Here is a 15509-nt window from a genome sequence, read left to right as displayed (position 1 = left end):
CACAGTACGCTATTCGACATCGGGAACGATGATCCTTTAGAAGATGGGCTGCTGGCGAAATTACGCCTTATCTTCAGCTACGAATGCGAAGTTTAGGTCTTCTTTGGAGATATACAACGTTTCAATCGGTCCGGTTGCTATAAGTTCTATTTCTACAAGGTTAAAATGAACCTCGGATCTTGCCCCTATCATGATTCCGCCACTCAAAAAGTTGACGCCATCCCCAAAGGATTTAAAAATCATTGGTTTGCCTTCAAAAAAGAACTCGTCCGTTTGAACCCATTCATGGTTTTTGAATACGGCCAATGGGTAGCTCTTAGGCGTACATTCAATATGGCAGATGCCGCGATAAGACCGAAGCGTAACCCCATATGTGTGCACTTGGCTTCGAGATAAGGACAGGCCATATTTAAAAGCAAAGGTTTGGTACACCATTTCATGAAATAGCGGTTCGACAATATCATCCCAAGCATCGTACGCATTCGCATGAATTGGAACTAAATGCGGATAGAGGCTCGTTAATGCATTGCTGAAATTGAGAAGTATTGCTGTATCTGAAACTTCTTTTAAGCCGCTCTCGGCTTCATGATTAAATGTTTTGGCATTTCTGCGGTCAATCACGCCTCGATCCCCTCTGCCTCTGTGCCCTCTGCACCCTGATTAGTTTGCACGTTCAAAAGCCTTGTCCTTGTGACCATTCCGGCCTTTTCCAACGTCTTTTTAGAGTGCTCGTTGTAATACCAGCAGCCGCTAATGGGGCGGATGCCGCGGCTGGCGCACCATTGCCTGAGTGCAACAATAATAGCGGTTCCCACTCCCTGCTTACGGAACGCCTCACCTACAAACATGCCGATGCTCGCTGTCCCCGGCAGCAGCTTGGATTGTTCGGCAATCCCAATTCCGAGCAAATCGGCTCCCCGGTAATAAACAAAGATCTCCCCATTGGCGATTCTCCGCTCATAGGCATCGAGAAAATCGCCGCAAGTAGACTGAACCTGTGGAAGATCATCTGGATTGGCAACGCGGAAAACCTCATGATCCCGTATGCTGCTCTCCTCCGTATACACCCGTCCATCTTGGAAAAAATAAGCCTGCAAATTGGCCGTGAACGCATTGTCTAGCATCAAGCTAATAAGCAACTCATCGCATGTAGGCACGAATAATGATTTTATCGCATACTGCCCCATGATTTGGCCGAACACAGCCTGGGCATGCATGAGAGAGGAACGGCTGATGTAGAACTGAGTAAGTAGCTCGTTAGGATGAATAGCGAAATAACCAATCTCGCCGGACTCATCCGTGATCACATAGAAAGCAGAGGAGAGTATATGTTCTTCCAGAAAAGAGTCAAACGGTGACGATAATCCTTGAAGATACTCGTCCATAAGATGCTGGATGGCATCAATCGAACACGGCTGGCACTCCATCTGGCCTCATCCTTTCCTAATTGCATTGATGCTTATCAAATTCGAGCCGCTAGGCTAACAACGCCTTCTCAAAAGTAACGCGATGGAAGCCCGGCATAAAATAATCCCGTTCCTCATTCGTTTGCTCAAATCCGATCTGGCGATAAAAGGCTAATGTATTCTGGGTGTCGGCATGCCCAAGCGTATACAGAATCGTTCGTTTGCCGCCGCACTCTGAGATTTTCCCACAAACCGCGTGGATAAGTGCTTTCCCGATGCCTCGTCTCTTCTGATCCTTGTGTACGACCACACCAACGATCTCATAGAGGCTCACTTCATCGTTAAAAATATACCCGGCATGCGCTAAGGTCGTTTCATCGCCTTCGGCCATCACCATGTACCCACTACCACGGTTATCCTTCGCTTGCAAATAAGCTGCCCAGCGCTCAGGGTATCTCAGCATGACGAACGCCGGAAATTGAAGCGGATGCCCCGCCATCAGATGTAAAACTTTATCCTGATCATCGCTTATAAACGGACGAATGTACATAGGGCCGTTCCCCCCTCGCCTTATAGTAAGGATAGTCCATCTTGCCCTGCACTTGTCGAACAAACGCCGCGTCAGTCAACGATTCCACTACATATAAGCCCAAGTCAATAGAGACCGACACGCCGCCGCCCGTAAATATATTGCCGTCGCGCACGAATCGCTCTTGGATTACTTCTCCGCAGTAAGGAGCCAAGAGATCATATGCCGATGGGTTCGTTGTCGCCTTCTTGCCTTCCAAAAATCCAGCAGCTCCTAGAATTAACGCCCCCGTACAAACCGACACCTTATACTCGACATAGCGTGCTGTCTGAATCCATGAAATAAACGCCGGATCGTAACGAAGCTGCCTTGTCGACATCCCTCCAGGAATAAAGACTAGATCGTAACCGGATAAATCCGGGCAAACATGCTGGGGCGCAATGTTAATCGACAGCCCGCGATCATCCGTGACCTTCCCTTTATTCGAGCAAAAATCCCATGACACATTTTCCTTCGCCCTGAGAATGCCCAGCCATGTCACCGCTTCATAAAAGCCTGCAAAGTCCAACGTTGTCATTTGGTCGAATAAAATGTACGCCATTTTCATCCCAAGAAACACCTCGCCATTCTGGAGTAGTGGAAAGCAAAAAAAGTATTTGATCCATTGATCAAATACTTTGCCCAGGCGTACGGCCGTTATCGGTGCGCTTCCTCATGGTTATCCATGTTTACGCCAGTCACACACCGTTTGGTTGTTTCTAGCACTAGTATAAGTTGGAAGAATAGTATTTTCAAGCCACCTATAGGCCTGTTTCTAAGTTTTCAGCTATTCGGCAATTTACAAGGATGCGCTGCTGCCGTTCAGGGAAGCCATCGTTCCTTTACGCTTGCCTTTGGCCACTCGCCGCCGCAATAGCAATATGCCCCCGAACACTGCGATAACAACTGGAATGAACCCAACATACAAGATCGCTTTATTCACGCCATGATTGGCCCATACGTAAACAAATAACGCCAAATAGAGCAGCAGATAAACGAAACTGAGCAAGCGGGTCATCGTGAGGCTAGGCAGGGAGAAACGTTTTTTCTCTTTCTGCCCTAACAACGCTAAATATCCCTCTGTCGGGGCTACCGCATAAGGGCGAATGGACATAAACGGCCAATCTCCCTCCTCCTTCTTCCCTGATTCCCCTTCACCCGCATCTTGTCCACGCAGCTTGCCTATCTGTTCACCGCATGCATAATACCCAACGTACATCAGCGTATATGCCTCTACCTCAGAGAACGCGTTGAGGTCCGTCCGCATCGTCATTGCCAGTGTCCGCACCTTCGGATTAATGCCTGGAATTTCATTGCGCATGCCCACAATAGCATCATCCGTTGACCCGATTCGCAGGTCGCGAATGGCGTTCATGAAAATATCCTGAATGCGAAAGAACGATTCAACCCCATCAACTTCCCCATAGCTCTCTACACGAAGCGGCTTGGATGCATCGCTGAGCATAACGCGCATTTCTTCTTGCTGAAGCAGCCCAATGGCATGGCCCCCGAGGTTGTCCAGCACCCCTCCATCCACGCCGTGCACCATACCGTCCCCGAACGGAATCGCAATCGGGTCGAAGAGACCCGGTACGCATGCGGAGGCCGCTACCGCCTTGGCTAGTGGCAGGTCCAGCAGCTTGTCGGCTGTGATCGCGTGATTATGCTCATTTTGCCGCCATAATAGGCTGTTCTGGTCCGTGGAGATAAATAGGGACTGCCCATTCTCAAGAATGGACGTATTCAGAATTAATTCCGGCTTCCGATTTCCGGGGTGGACGGGAGCGTCCATTAGGTCACGCATAACAGTTGACTGGAACATAAGCGCACTGATGCCTTGCTCCAGCCGGGAACCGAGGATTTTGTCCGGGTCTATTGCAGGCACAACCTTATGGATTGCCCCCAGCGCCCGCCCCAGAATCTGTTCTGGAACTAACCGGGCGATGCCGCCGGAGATAACTACGCGATCCCTTAGGTTTTCTTGGACAACATCAACGAACGCTGCAATGACCCGCTTCATCAGCTTCCTGTAGCCCTCATCGTCCAACAGCTGATTTTGCCGAAGCTCCTCGCACAGCATGTTGTAATAAAAAGCGCCCACAATTGAACCGCCAGACACAGTGGACAGGGCGCGGACTTCCTTTAATAACCCTTCATCAGCGAGCCGCGCCATCACTCCGAGATGAAACAACGACGCGCGATACCCGCCGCCGGACAAAGCTAAACCGATCACATGCATTCACTCTCCCGAATAATAGTCAGCAACAACAAAAGGCACCGCTGAGGGTGCCTGCTGTTAATCCGTTATTTGGTCATTTACCGCCGTAGGGAAAGCTGTCTCAACTTTTTCTTGGCCGCCCTGCTGTTTGTTTACGATTTCCTTTGCGTTTTCCGGTTGTTTTTGTTGCTCAGACACGAATCGCCACCTCCTATTGATGGTTACAGTTCGACGCAGGAATCGATAGTCCTCTACAAAAACTGACATTTTTCGTAAAAAATTTGCCGCGTGAAAATAGCCTAAAACAAAATGCTATCCAAAAACTCGTCACAAGCTTTGTACTCCCCATAGCTAAAACCTATACCTCAGCATAGTAATTATGTGTTTCCCGATAGCCAACCTCCCAACCTATAATAAAGTCAAAATGAAGGACAAGGGGCTGGCAACATTGAAAACATCTATTATTGGCTATCCGAGAGTCGGGTCATTACGTGAGCTGAAATTTGCATCTGAGAAATATTTTAAAGGCGAGATTACGATCGATGAGCTGCACCAAACAGGAGCCGAGCTTCGCGCAGCACATTGGAAAATCCAACAAGAGAACGGCATCGATTTTATACCATCTAACGATTTCTCGTTCTATGACGGCTTGCTCGACACGGCTTGCTTGTTGAATATCGTGCCAAACCGCTATCAAGCGCTCGGCCTTAGTCCATTGGAAACGTACTTCGCGATGGCTCGGGGCTATCAAGGGACGCAAGGCGACGTGAAAGCTCTCGCAATGAAAAAATGGTTCAACACGAACTATCACTACATGGTGCCTGAGATTGATGATTCCACAACGATCCGCTTGGCGGGAACGAAGCTACTCGATGAATTCCAAGAGGCAAAGCAGCAGCAAGTTGCAACGAAGCCTGTCCTGATTGGACCGTTCACGCTGCTTAAGCTTGCTAAATACACGGGCACCAAACAAGCAGCTGACTTTGTTGGTGAAGCCGCAGCGGCGTATGCGGCTGTACTCGAGCAACTGAACACGCTTGGCGCAGAATGGCTGCAAGTAGACGAGCCAGCTTTGGTAATGGATCTCTCCCCTGAGGACATCGCGTTGTTCTCGAAGCTATATGAGCAAATTTTGCCTGCCAAAGGAAGCGTGAAGGTGCTTGTGCAAACGTACTTCGGTGATGTGCGCAACTGCTACCAAACGCTTCAAGCGCTCCCGTTTGACGGGATCGGCATTGATTTTGTCGAAGGCAAAGAATCTCTAGCGCTCGTTAAACAATACGGGTTTGCTGATGATAAGGTGCTGTTCGCTGGCCTGGTCAACGGCAAAAACATTTGGAAAAACCAATACAAGCACACGCTTGGCCTGATTGAACAATTAAACGCCAAAGTGCAACAAATCGTGCTCAGCTCCTCCTGCTCGCTGCTGCATGTGCCTTATACGCTGAAGAACGAATCCAAATTATCCGATGCGGTGAAGCGCCATTTTGCATTTGCTGAGGAGAAGCTGCAAGAATTTGCAGAGCTGAAAACGATTTTGGGGCAATCGAATCCTTATGCTGCCGCGCAGTATGTACAAAACGGGGAGCTGTTCAGCGGTGCCCGGTTTACGGCTAATGAGGCGGTACAAACGAAAACAGCCGCTTTGACGGAAGCTGATTTCACGAGGCTGCCAGCTTTCGGCGAACGCGAAGCGATTCAGAAGTCGAAGTTTAACCTGCCGCTGCTGCCGACGACGACGATCGGATCGTTCCCGCAGACGGCAGAGGTTCGTGCGAACCGGTTTGCTTTTAAGAAAGGGTCGATTACGGAGGAGCAGTACAAGCAGTTTAACTTGGATCGGATCGCGGAATGCGTCGCACGCCAAGAAGCAATTGGCCTGGATGTACTCGTTCACGGTGAATTCGAGCGCAATGACATGGTCGAGTATTTCGGCGAGTGCTTGGATGGGTTTATTTTCACAGAAAAAGCGTGGGTGCAATCCTACGGCACAAGATGCGTAAAACCGCCGATCGTATGGGGAGACATTTCCCGCTCCAAGCCGATGACCGTCGAATATTCGGCTTACGCGAAGAGCCTGACGAGCAAACCGGTTAAAGGCATGCTGACTGGCCCGGTTACGATCTTGAACTGGTCGTTCCCTCGCGAAGATATTAGCCTGAAGGATAGCGCCTTCCAAATCGCCTTGGCCATTCGGGACGAAGTGCTGGATCTGGAAGCGAATCGTATTGAAATCATCCAAATCGACGAGGCAGCACTGCGCGAGAAGCTGCCGCTGCGCAAAACCGATTGGAAGAGTGAGTATTTGAGCTGGGCGATCCCTGCATTCCGTCTGGTGCATAGCGGCGTGCAGGCGGAAACGCAAATTCATACGCATATGTGCTATAGCCAATTCAGCGATATTATTCGCGATATTGATGCGATGGATGCCGACGTCATTACGTTCGAAGCTTCCCGTTCGGATCTGGCGATTATCGATACGATCAACGAATGCGGCTTCCAGACAGAGGTTGGTCCTGGGGTATACGATATTCACTCCCCACGCATTCCTAGCGTAGAAGAGCTAAAGCAGGGGCTGAAGCAAATGCTTGATAAAATCGACATCGCCAAGCTATGGGTTAATCCCGATTGCGGGCTGAAAACGCGCGGCGAGAAAGAAACATGGGCAAGCTTGGAGCATCTCGTGCAGGCGACGGAAGAAGTGCGGGCAACGCTGTAAGGGCATAGGGGAAAGAGGATGGGCTCAACCGAGCTCATCCTCCCCCTTTATAATGGCATAGCCGAAATCCGAAATGACCACTTTCAGCTTCCGCACATAATCAATGGCCAGCTGGCTCAGGTTAACCTTCTTGTTCGTAATGTATCCAATCTGCATATGCTCGTTCGTCCGCAACCGTACGGATGTTATCTGCTCGCCATTAAGGTCCGAGTTCAGCACGCCTGAGCTAATCGTATACCCATTAAGCCCAATGAGAAGGTTAAACAAGGTGGCACGGTCACTGACCAGTATCTTTTTCTTAAGCGCACGGGTGCTCAGAATCTCCTCCGAGAAGTAGAACGAGTTGTACTCGCCTTGCTCGAAAGCTAGGCATGGGTACTCATCCAAATCCTCGATTTCCAGCAGATTCTTAGCGGCAAGCGGATGCTCGGAGCTAATAAACACATGCGGCTCAGCCATGAATAGCGGATGAAACTGCAGATCGCTTTCCTTGAGCATCTTCCGAATAACCTTCTGGTTAAAATCATTCAGATAGAGCACGCCGATCTCGCTGCGCATGTTGCGTACATCCTCGATGATTTCATGGGTCCTCGTTTCGCGCAGCGTACACTCGTATTCGTTCGTGTTCAGGTCCTTCAATAAGCTGACGAACGCTTGCACCGAAAACGCGTAGTGCTGAGTCGAAATCGAGCATAGCTTCTTGGAAGGTTTCTTGTTCATATACCTTTGCTCCAGCAGCTCCGCCTGTTCGACGACTTGCCGTGCATAGGATAAAAACTCTGCCCCTTCGTTCGATAACACAATGCCCTTAGAGGAACGGACGAAAATCTCAACGCCAATCTCCTGCTCGATTTCTTTCACCGCGCTGGACAGGCTGGGCTGGGATATAAATAGCTGCTTGGCCGCTTCACTAATGGAGCCGCAGCTAACGATGGTAAGAATATATTTTAACTGCTGGAGTGTCATTGGGAACCGTCCTTAGCCAATACTTAATGATTATAGTGTAGCTTAGAAATGGACGTTGGCACAACGTTAGTTCAAGCAGCCCCGTTCCCGTGCCATCTCACGCAGCTTTTTCCTCGCACGGTGAATTCTCGATTTCACCACGCTGACCGTCGTTTGCTGCGCGCAAGCAATTTGCTGGTAAGACTGCTCATGCGCGTAACGAAGCAACGGCTGCTGGAGCCGCGGGCTCTAGCCTCGCAACCATCTCCAGCGCTTCATCGACAACCTGGAAAACGTCCGTCCTGCCAGCCGTTGTCTCGTTCATATGTTCCATCTGATCCGGAGAAACCGTTACGGTTTTCATTCTCTTCCGCCAGAAGTCTATTGCCTTGTTGCGTGTTGCCGTTCTAATCCATGCCTGTTTGTTGGCGGTGCTCCTAATCGAATCCTGATGCATGTATAGCTTAAGAAAAACCTCTTGCACAACGTCCTCTGCCAAGAAGCGATCCTTGACGATGGCATACGCCGTTACATATACAAAGCGGTTGTACCGCATATAACATTCATTGAACACATCATTCCCCTGTTGCATGAGCAAAAACGTTCCCCTTTGTTGAAGAAGCACAAGCCGCTCCTCCTGAGATACGCACAGTGTATCGAATACCTGTTGCCAAACTAACACGAAGTTGTGTCCAAAATGTAAAATCATCGTTAAGCTATTACTAATGCACACAAAAAAGCCCCTTAAGCTAATGCATCCGCTTAAGGGGTTTATCGATTTATCGCTATTTATTATGCCTCTAGTTGTATCGTACGCTGCTCGCGGTGGCTTTGAATCGCGTATTCGATAATTCGAATCGTATCGCGCCCTTGATCGGCCGATACGGGCAGCGCTGCGCCTGAGCGAATCGCCTCAGCTATCCCCTTATAGAACGCCTCATATTTCCCCGGCAATGTCCCGATTGTAGCTTCCACCGGCAGGCTTCCAACCACCGTGCTAAGCTTGCCATACAGCTCCGGGCGATCTTCGCCCCATCCGGAATCGCCAGGATGCATGCCAGCTTTCAGCTGATCCTCCTGCGGGTCTAGTCCGTATTTGACGAAGCTCCCTTTATCGCCGTGCAGCATATAACGGGGGCCTCCCATTTTTACAAGCGAACCCGAGTGCAGAATAACCCTTAGCCGCGAATAACCGAGAATAAGGTGGAAATAATCGTCAGACTGGCCGCCTTCCCGCTCCGTTCGAATATCGGCCCATACCGTCTGCGGGTTGCCAAACAAGTGCAGCGCCTGATCGATCAAATGCGAGCCAAGATCGTACAAAATGCCCGATCCGGGCAGGTTTTGCTCGCGCCACCGGCCACGAACTTCCGGCCTATACCGGTCAAAATGTGCTTCATAAGTTGATAATTTGCCTAGCATGCCCGTTTCCAGCAACGCCTTTATTGTTAAGAAGTCGTTATCCCATCTGCGATTGTGATAAACCGCTAGCTGCACCTTGTGCGCCTGGGCTAACGAGATCAGCTCTTCCGCTTCGATAGAATCGACCGTGAACGGTTTTTCAACGACAACATGCTTGCCAGCCATTATGGCTTTCTTCGCATAATCATAATGCGTTGTATTAGGTGAGCATACAATGACCAAATCAATATTGCTCTGCGCAATTAACGAATCAATATCGGCAAACACATCAACATCGGGGTAACGCTTATGCACCTTAGCCGCATCAGAGGAAACGACTGCTTTGACATGCATCCCCTCTACACATTGAATAATTGGGGCATGAAATACGGATGCGGACAACCCGAAACCAACTAAGCCTACATTAATTCCCATCATCGTTCTCCCCTTCATTGGCAATAATGATTTCAACCTCATAGCGATCAAGCAGCTCTCTCACCGCAGCAGGCGGCTCCGCGTCCGTAATGAGAACGTCGATCTTATCCAACCCGCAAACATGATGAAGGAAAGGCTGTTGGTATTTCCCGCTATCTGCAAGGACGATGACTCTATCTGCCTTCACAATCATTTCGCGCTTCACGTAAGTCTCTTCCAGCTGGGGGCTCGACAATCCATCCGGTGTAATCGCACAAGCGCCCAGCAATAAGGTCTGCACCCGAAACTCGCGAATCATCGCAATTGTCTGGGAACCGGTCACGCTCCTATGCCACGCGTTATATTGGCCACCCAACAGATGAACCTTCCCATTGGGCCGCTTGCCCAATACGGCAGCCGCATCGATCGAGTTTGTAACGGCAGTCATATAAATATCCTTGGCCGCACACGCTTCTACGGCAGCTTGCACCGTCGTAGAGGCATTGAGAAATAGCGTCTCGCCATCTTGAATAAGTGCTGCTGCTGCTTTGCCGATGCGCTGCTTGATCTCCTTATTCTCCAAGCGTTCCTCATAGGGTTTCGTAGACAGGTTGGGCGAAGAAAGAATGGCGCCCCCACGGGTACGGACGATAAGCCGGGCTTCCTCCAGCTTCACCAAGTCGCGTCTGGCGCTGTCTCGAGACACCTGATAAAGCTCGCAAACTTGTTCCAAGCGAATTTTCCCGTTCTCTTTCAAATAGCCAATAATGCCCTTCAGCCGCTCATCTTGATTCATCGGTTTCATCCTTAATGAAATGTTGTATAATAGCTTAAGTAGTTTTAAGTATATCACTTAAATTTTGAACTGTAAATGGCATCCAGCCTGATTATACATCCAGAAAAAAGGCAGCCTCCCCTCTTAAGGTTTAGCTGCCAGCTTCCCTATTTTCGATAAACGCCAGATGGCCGAAGCCCCACCCGCACATATCGGCAAGCACAGAGCCTAAAGTACGCCCATGATCAGACAAGTGATACTCCACCTTAGGCGGAATTTCCTGATATACCGTCCGTACAACAAGCCCATCCCGCTCCAGCTCCCGAAGCTGATTGGTGAGCATGCCTTGTGTAATGTTCGGAAGCTGCCGCCGCAATTCCCCAAACCGCTTGGTTCCCTCATGCAGCAAAATAAACAGGATGAGAGGCTTCCATTTGCCGCCGATGGCTTGAAGCGTTGCTACGATCCCTTCTGTTCTTCCCGATTCTTGCACGCTGCTCCCCATTCCCCCATCTCCCGTCCCTATCATGGATCTATCCCTACTTTACCAGAGTATCCGTAAAACAGGGAGTACGCTAAAAAAACATACCTAGTACGGTTTTACGTACTGATCACCGGAAGCCAGCCTGCCCCTATCGTATGGTTTACGGTACTAAGTACGTTTAAACTGCGTACTTTTCAAAACTTGAAATCTCCACAATAATGAGGATACGAATTCAGCTTACTTAAAGTAAGAGAGGAAAGGTGATTGCTATGAAAACGATGGTTATTTGCGCACATCCCAATTTGAACGAATCCCGTGCTAATCGGGCGTTCGCGGCGGAGCTGCATGAGGAGAAGGATCTTTATTTCCGTGATCTCTATCGGGAGTATCCCGATTGGGCGATCAACGTGGAGCGAGAGCAGCAGCTATTGCTTGCCTACGGCCGGATTGTGTTCCAGTTCCCTTTTTATTGGTACAGCAGCCCGCCTCTATTGAAAAAATGGTTCGACGATGTGCTCACGTTCGGCTGGGCATTCGGGCCGGGCGGCGAACATCTGCGAGGCAAGGAGTTCATCTTGGCGACAACTACGGGCGGAACGGAGAACTCCTACCGCTCTGGGGGAGACAACTTGTATACAGCTAGCGAGCTGCTCCGCCCAATTGAACAAACGATTAATAGATGTAACGGCAGCTTCCTCCCCGCTTTCATCGCGTACAACGTAAGCACAGCTACGGACGGGCAACTTGCGCAGGAGGCTAAACGGTACGCCGATCATATTCGCGCAACCGCGCAAGTGCTAGCCCATTAGAATCACAAACTTGCTTAGAAACAAACGAAGGGCATCCGATTTGGGTGCCCTTTGATTTACTTATACTGTCCAATGGAAATGTTAATTTTATAATAGCCATAAACGAGAATCTCATCCAATAGGTTGGATAACTCGTCCTGATCAGCCACTTGAACTTTTAATATAAAACACGGCTCACCACTAACGCGGTGGGCCTCTTTGATTTCATCGCGCTGCTGAATAAACGCTTGAAACTTCGTATGCTTGTAATCCTTCATCATAACGGTTATAAACACGCAGTAGATGTTCCCTAACAGCTTCTCATTTAGCCGAACCGTATATCCCTCAATAATCTTTGCCTCTTCTAACCGCTGAATACGATTGGCTACAGCGACCCCTGACATATGGACAATCTCCCCTATTTGCTTCCATTGCATTCTTGCGTTAGTTTGCAAACAGCGCATGATTTCCCAGTCAATGTGATCAATCATTTCACTTCCTCCTTTCATCGATTAAGCAATGTAGCGAAAACCCTTTCATGAATGTATGTAAACCTACGTACGCCTGCCTATAAAATAAGTGTTAGAGGATCCTCGAAAACAATTATTACCTGACAAAAGGGGGCTAGACAAGTGTCCAAACAGTATCTTATTTTATTTGCACTATTGCTAATTGCCATTGGCTTGGTTGGTTGCGGGAATGACACAACGAGCCCAAGCAATGAAGCTTCTAATGATGAGGCTTCTTCTCACGATCAGCACACTGCCCAGCCAGATACAACTGCTCCAGCCAGTTCAAGCTCGAATAAAGCAACAAACTATTCGCTCGATGCTTCCAGCTATCAGGAAAATGGTGTGCACTACCTGAAAGTTACTACAAATCTCAAGCTATCGAGTGAACACTATGAAGGGGCACCCGTGGATGGCGAAGGGCATATTCACTTCTATCTTAACGGCGACTTGATCGGCCCGATCAAGGACGACGCTCCTTACCCTCTGCAAAATTTGAAAGCAGGAGCAAACACAATAAAGCTCGTATTAGCTGAAAATAACCATTCGGAAAGCTATGGCGTCACGAAAGAGCTAAGTGTTGAGAACAAATGACTGCTCCAGTTTGCCTTAGCATCCGCCTGCGACTGCGACGGGTAACGCTGCGATCTTTCTAACGGACTCCACAGCCGTTATCCCCCTCCAAAAGTGCCGATTACAAACGTAACGGACACCGCAGCCGTTATTTGGCCATTTTGCTGCTATTTAAGGATGATATTAGCCAAATAAGGTCAGCTCGGTCCGTTAGCGCACAAATCTGGCTGATTTGGACCAATTAAGGGCTCTACGGTCCGCTAGAATTTCCAATGAACGATTTCTATCTTGTTTTGCAAATGGAAGATGGGCGTCCCACGTTTTCGCTCTTGGGACACCCTCGCTGTTCGTCGATGATCGCTCAGTTTCGCTATAGCAGATGCATCTTCGCCTCCGCCTCATCCCAAGGCACCGTATACCCATGCCCTTTTGCGCAAAATATCGAAGATGATGTGTACAGCGGATCGGCGTCCTTCCGGTACGCTTTACGTGCAATAACCTCTTGTTCGTTATGGCAACGATCGTAACCGCCGAAGGCCAGATGAATCATGCCTCTGCCATGCGTATACGCGGCAAGCTCTGTACTATAACCCATGAAGGTCGCGACGGGCACTCGACCCGTAACGGCCGCATGCGTTGACGTCGTTTGCGGCGGATCGAACTGGCCCGCGGCTCGCTGAATATCGGATAACACCTTGCCCAGATCATCGAGCTCTATTTTAATTTTGAACACATAATAAGGCTCCAACAAGATATTCTCTGCCTTCTCCAAGCCTTGCCTTAATGCACGAAACGCCGCTTCACGAAAATCTCCGCCATGCGTATGCTCATTGTGGGCGCCACCCTTTAGCAGCGTAATTCGGGTATCCGTCAGCGGCATGCCCGTCAATAACCCATGGTGTTCCCGTTCAAAGAGATGGGTTCGGACCAGGTTCTGGTTGCCGACGCTTAGGTCATTCGCATGGCACGCGTTCAGGAATGTGATTCCGCTGCCGCGTTCCCCAGGCTCCAGAAACAGATGCACCTCAGCATAGTGCCTAAGCGGCTCAAAGTGTCCGTACCCTCTAACGGCGGCGCCAATCGTTTCTTTATACAAAATTTCAGGGCTGCCGAAGCTAATGTCCAGCTGGAACCGTTCCCGCACCAGCTGCTGCAGCACTTCAAGCTGGATAAGGCCCATCACATGAATGTGAATCTCCTGCAAGCTTTCCTCCCAGGCCACATCCAGGGACGGGTCCTCTGCATTCAGCATTTGAAAAGCTTTCAGCACATCCTTCACATTCAAGGAATCAGTGAATAACACCTTCGCTGTAAGGGTCGGCACCAGCTCGTAGCCAAGCTTGTCCGAATAGCAGCCCACGCCTTGCCCCGCTTGCGCACTCGACAAGCCAACAACTGCGAACAAATCGCCTGTTGATACCCGTTCGACCGGCTGTGATTTGCTCCCATTAATAACGAGAAGCCGCGTGGCCTTCTCACAAATCCGTTCATCCCCGCTCATATAGCACAGTTCATCCCGAACCTTCAACGTACCGCTTAGCGCTTTCATATACGTTAACCGCACGCCGCTCGGGTCATGGCGAATTTTATAGACACGCGCCCCGAAAGGCTCTTGTTCATCCGCCTCTCCTGCCATCGTTAATAAATGAAGCTGATCCATGAATGCCACTACGCCGACATCCTGCAGAGCGGAGCCCATTGCGCAGGGCACAACTCGCTGGCCACAAACCATCTCCTGCAGTGCCCGCAACCAGAAGGCCGAGTCCCCTTCGCCCGCCAGAAACATCTCTAGCAGCTGCTCATCCCGCTCTGCCATATTCTCCTTCAAAGCTTCATCCACTTCGCCGCTTGCCAAGCGATCAGAGATCCAGCACGCATCTTGGGTCAGGTGCATGTGGATTTCCTTAAGGACACGGTCCACATCCGCACCGATCCGGTCCGTTTTGTTAATGAACATAAATGTCGGAATCCTGTGTTTATGAAGCAGCTGCCAGACCGTCTCGGTATGCCCCTGTACGCCTTCCACCGCACTGATAACCAGAATGGCGTAATCCATCACCTGAATAGCCCGCTCCATCTCCGGCGAGAAATCGACGTGGCCCGGCGTATCAATCAAATAATAGGTTGCTCCCTTGTAAAGCATGACGGCTTGGTCTGCAAACACCGTAATGCCTCTTGCCCGCTCAATTTCATGGCTATCCAGGTATGCATCCTTATGGTCCACCCTGCCCCGCTCCCGAATGCTGCGCGTATGGTAAAGCAATTGCTCTGCCAACGTGGTTTTGCCTGCATCCACATGGGCGAACATGCCTATCGTTATCGGTTTCATGATTCTAACCTTCTTTGTACTTTTCTTTTACGATGCTAGAGCCAATTCCTGCGCCCACCATTAAGATCAAAGGTCCAAAATTCCAAATAAACGATCCGCCATACAACGCCAGATCCAGCTCGGCAAACTTGTTTAGCGCCAAAAAAGCTAATTTGATAACCAAGAGAATAACGCCGATGAGAAATAAAACATCAAAGGTGAATTTCAACTTCGGATACGCCAATTGTCTACCGTCCTTAATCACTTTTTTGGTCAACGCTTCATCACTCCTTAGCAGTTCATCAATTGTTACGCCGAAGAGGTCACTCACTTTAATAATGATCTCCCGGCAATCTCCTTCCTGCTATCTGTACCTCATTATGGTTAGGCATTAAGCAAAA

At 49.6% G+C, this 15509-nt stretch carries 17 protein-coding genes and 1 riboswitch; of the genes, 3 read left to right on the top strand and 14 right to left on the bottom strand.

Annotated features, from left to right (window positions below; all coding sequences use genetic code 11):
- Positions 1-60: 60 nt before the first annotated feature.
- The 5 genes from GON22_RS19270 to GON22_RS19250 form a co-directional block, all read right to left on the bottom strand.
- Positions 61-621: a hypothetical protein gene (locus GON22_RS19270; RefSeq protein ID WP_160397741.1), complete on the bottom strand. Its 561-nt coding sequence runs from the start codon at positions 619-621 to the stop codon at positions 61-63.
- Positions 618-1427, bottom strand: a complete 810-nt coding sequence (locus tag GON22_RS19265; protein WP_160397740.1) for a GNAT family N-acetyltransferase — start codon at positions 1425-1427, stop codon at positions 618-620. Before GON22_RS19265 ends, GON22_RS19270 begins: the two co-directional genes overlap by 4 nt.
- A 49-nt stretch (positions 1428-1476) precedes the next feature.
- Positions 1477-1956 (bottom strand): GNAT family N-acetyltransferase, encoded by a 480-nt coding sequence (locus tag GON22_RS19260; RefSeq protein WP_160397739.1) that lies wholly within the window; start codon positions 1954-1956, stop codon positions 1477-1479.
- Complete coding sequence (locus tag GON22_RS19255; protein WP_160397738.1) at positions 1928-2542, bottom strand: DJ-1/PfpI family protein; 615 nt, start codon at positions 2540-2542, stop codon at positions 1928-1930. Before GON22_RS19255 ends, GON22_RS19260 begins: the two co-directional genes overlap by 29 nt.
- Positions 2543-2607: 65 nt before the next feature.
- Positions 2608-2686, bottom strand: a riboswitch (ZMP/ZTP riboswitch).
- An 87-nt stretch (positions 2687-2773) separates the two neighbouring features.
- A complete protein-coding gene (locus tag GON22_RS19250) occupies positions 2774-4207 on the bottom strand; it encodes a patatin-like phospholipase family protein (protein WP_160397737.1) in 1434 nt (477 codons plus the stop codon).
- Positions 4208-4640: 433 nt separating this feature from the next.
- Between GON22_RS19250 and metE the strand changes: the two genes are divergently transcribed.
- A complete protein-coding gene (gene metE, locus GON22_RS19245; protein WP_160397736.1) occupies positions 4641-6911 on the top strand; it encodes a 5-methyltetrahydropteroyltriglutamate--homocysteine S-methyltransferase in 2271 nt (756 codons plus the stop codon).
- A 24-nt stretch (positions 6912-6935) separates the two neighbouring features.
- Here the strand turns inward: metE and GON22_RS19240 are convergent, their stop codons facing one another.
- The 6 genes from GON22_RS19240 to GON22_RS19215 form a co-directional block, all read right to left on the bottom strand.
- Entirely contained in the window at positions 6936-7877 is a 942-nt protein-coding gene (locus tag GON22_RS19240; RefSeq protein ID WP_160397735.1) for a LysR family transcriptional regulator, read from the bottom strand.
- A 66-nt stretch (positions 7878-7943) separates the two neighbouring features.
- Positions 7944-8084 (bottom strand): sigma factor-like helix-turn-helix DNA-binding protein, encoded by a 141-nt coding sequence (locus GON22_RS26795; protein WP_160397734.1) that lies wholly within the window; start codon positions 8082-8084, stop codon positions 7944-7946.
- A complete protein-coding gene (locus tag GON22_RS19230) occupies positions 8065-8481 on the bottom strand; it encodes a sigma factor (RefSeq protein WP_160397733.1) in 417 nt (138 codons plus the stop codon). The genes GON22_RS26795 and GON22_RS19230 overlap by 20 nt, the downstream gene beginning before the upstream one ends.
- A gap of 167 nt (positions 8482-8648) precedes the next feature.
- The gene (locus GON22_RS19225) at positions 8649-9695 is read right to left on the bottom strand and encodes an oxidoreductase (RefSeq protein WP_202113338.1); all 1047 of its coding nucleotides are present in this window, start codon (positions 9693-9695) and stop codon (positions 8649-8651) included.
- Positions 9682-10467 carry a DeoR/GlpR family DNA-binding transcription regulator gene (locus GON22_RS19220; protein ID WP_160397732.1) on the bottom strand — a complete coding sequence of 262 codons (786 nt, stop codon included), beginning with the start codon at positions 10465-10467 and terminating at the stop codon, positions 9682-9684. The genes GON22_RS19225 and GON22_RS19220 overlap by 14 nt, the downstream gene beginning before the upstream one ends.
- 130 nt (positions 10468-10597) lie before the next feature.
- Positions 10598-10951, bottom strand: a complete 354-nt coding sequence (locus GON22_RS19215) for a winged helix-turn-helix transcriptional regulator (protein ID WP_160397731.1) — start codon at positions 10949-10951, stop codon at positions 10598-10600.
- A gap of 248 nt (positions 10952-11199) precedes the next feature.
- Here GON22_RS19215 and GON22_RS19210 point away from each other — a divergent pair, with 248 nt between their 5' ends.
- Positions 11200-11739, top strand: coding sequence for an NAD(P)H-dependent oxidoreductase (locus GON22_RS19210; protein ID WP_160397773.1), 540 nt, complete (start codon positions 11200-11202; stop codon positions 11737-11739).
- Between the two features lie 56 nt (positions 11740-11795).
- On the opposite strand, the gene GON22_RS19205 is transcribed toward GON22_RS19210, so the two are convergent.
- On the bottom strand, positions 11796-12209 hold the full coding sequence (locus GON22_RS19205) for an Lrp/AsnC family transcriptional regulator (protein ID WP_160397730.1): 414 nt from the start codon (positions 12207-12209) through the stop codon (positions 11796-11798).
- A 141-nt stretch (positions 12210-12350) separates the two neighbouring features.
- Here GON22_RS19205 and GON22_RS19200 point away from each other — a divergent pair, with 141 nt between their 5' ends.
- Positions 12351-12821 (top strand): hypothetical protein, encoded by a 471-nt coding sequence (locus GON22_RS19200; protein ID WP_160397729.1) that lies wholly within the window; start codon positions 12351-12353, stop codon positions 12819-12821.
- A 349-nt stretch (positions 12822-13170) separates the two neighbouring features.
- Here the strand turns inward: GON22_RS19200 and GON22_RS19195 are convergent, their stop codons facing one another.
- Positions 13171-15129 carry an elongation factor G gene (locus GON22_RS19195; RefSeq protein WP_160397728.1) on the bottom strand — a complete coding sequence of 653 codons (1959 nt, stop codon included), beginning with the start codon at positions 15127-15129 and terminating at the stop codon, positions 13171-13173.
- Between the two features lie 4 nt (positions 15130-15133).
- Positions 15134-15439, bottom strand: a complete 306-nt coding sequence (locus GON22_RS19190; protein WP_237179246.1) for a hypothetical protein — start codon at positions 15437-15439, stop codon at positions 15134-15136.
- Positions 15440-15509: the final 70 nt, after the last annotated feature.

The sequence above is a fragment of the Paenibacillus sp. MMS18-CY102 genome (genome assembly GCF_009789195.1).
GTDB lineage: Bacteria > Bacillota > Bacilli > Paenibacillales > Paenibacillaceae > Paenibacillus_T.
The sequence above is the reverse complement of the archived record's forward strand: the minus strand, read 5'-3'. Positions and strand labels throughout refer to the sequence as shown.

Excerpts from the sequence above, each read along its gene's own strand:
- GON22_RS19260 (WP_160397739.1), bottom strand. The coding sequence starts at position 1,956 with ATGTACATTCGTCCGTTTATAAGCGATGATCAGGATAAAGTTTTACAT.
- GON22_RS19210 (WP_160397773.1), top strand. The coding sequence starts at position 11,200 with ATGAAAACGATGGTTATTTGCGCACATCCCAATTTGAACGAATCCCGT.
- GON22_RS19195 (WP_160397728.1), bottom strand. The coding sequence starts at position 15,129 with ATGAAACCGATAACGATAGGCATGTTCGCCCATGTGGATGCAGGCAAA.
- GON22_RS19225 (WP_202113338.1), bottom strand. The coding sequence starts at position 9,695 with ATGATGGGAATTAATGTAGGCTTAGTTGGTTTCGGGTTGTCCGCATCC.
- GON22_RS19215 (WP_160397731.1), bottom strand. The coding sequence starts at position 10,951 with ATGGGGAGCAGCGTGCAAGAATCGGGAAGAACAGAAGGGATCGTAGCA.
- GON22_RS19205 (WP_160397730.1), bottom strand. The coding sequence starts at position 12,209 with ATGATTGATCACATTGACTGGGAAATCATGCGCTGTTTGCAAACTAAC.
- GON22_RS19265 (WP_160397740.1), bottom strand. The coding sequence starts at position 1,427 with ATGGAGTGCCAGCCGTGTTCGATTGATGCCATCCAGCATCTTATGGAC.
- GON22_RS19220 (WP_160397732.1), bottom strand. The coding sequence starts at position 10,467 with ATGAATCAAGATGAGCGGCTGAAGGGCATTATTGGCTATTTGAAAGAG.
- GON22_RS19255 (WP_160397738.1), bottom strand. The coding sequence starts at position 2,542 with ATGAAAATGGCGTACATTTTATTCGACCAAATGACAACGTTGGACTTT.
- GON22_RS19240 (WP_160397735.1), bottom strand. The coding sequence starts at position 7,877 with ATGACACTCCAGCAGTTAAAATATATTCTTACCATCGTTAGCTGCGGC.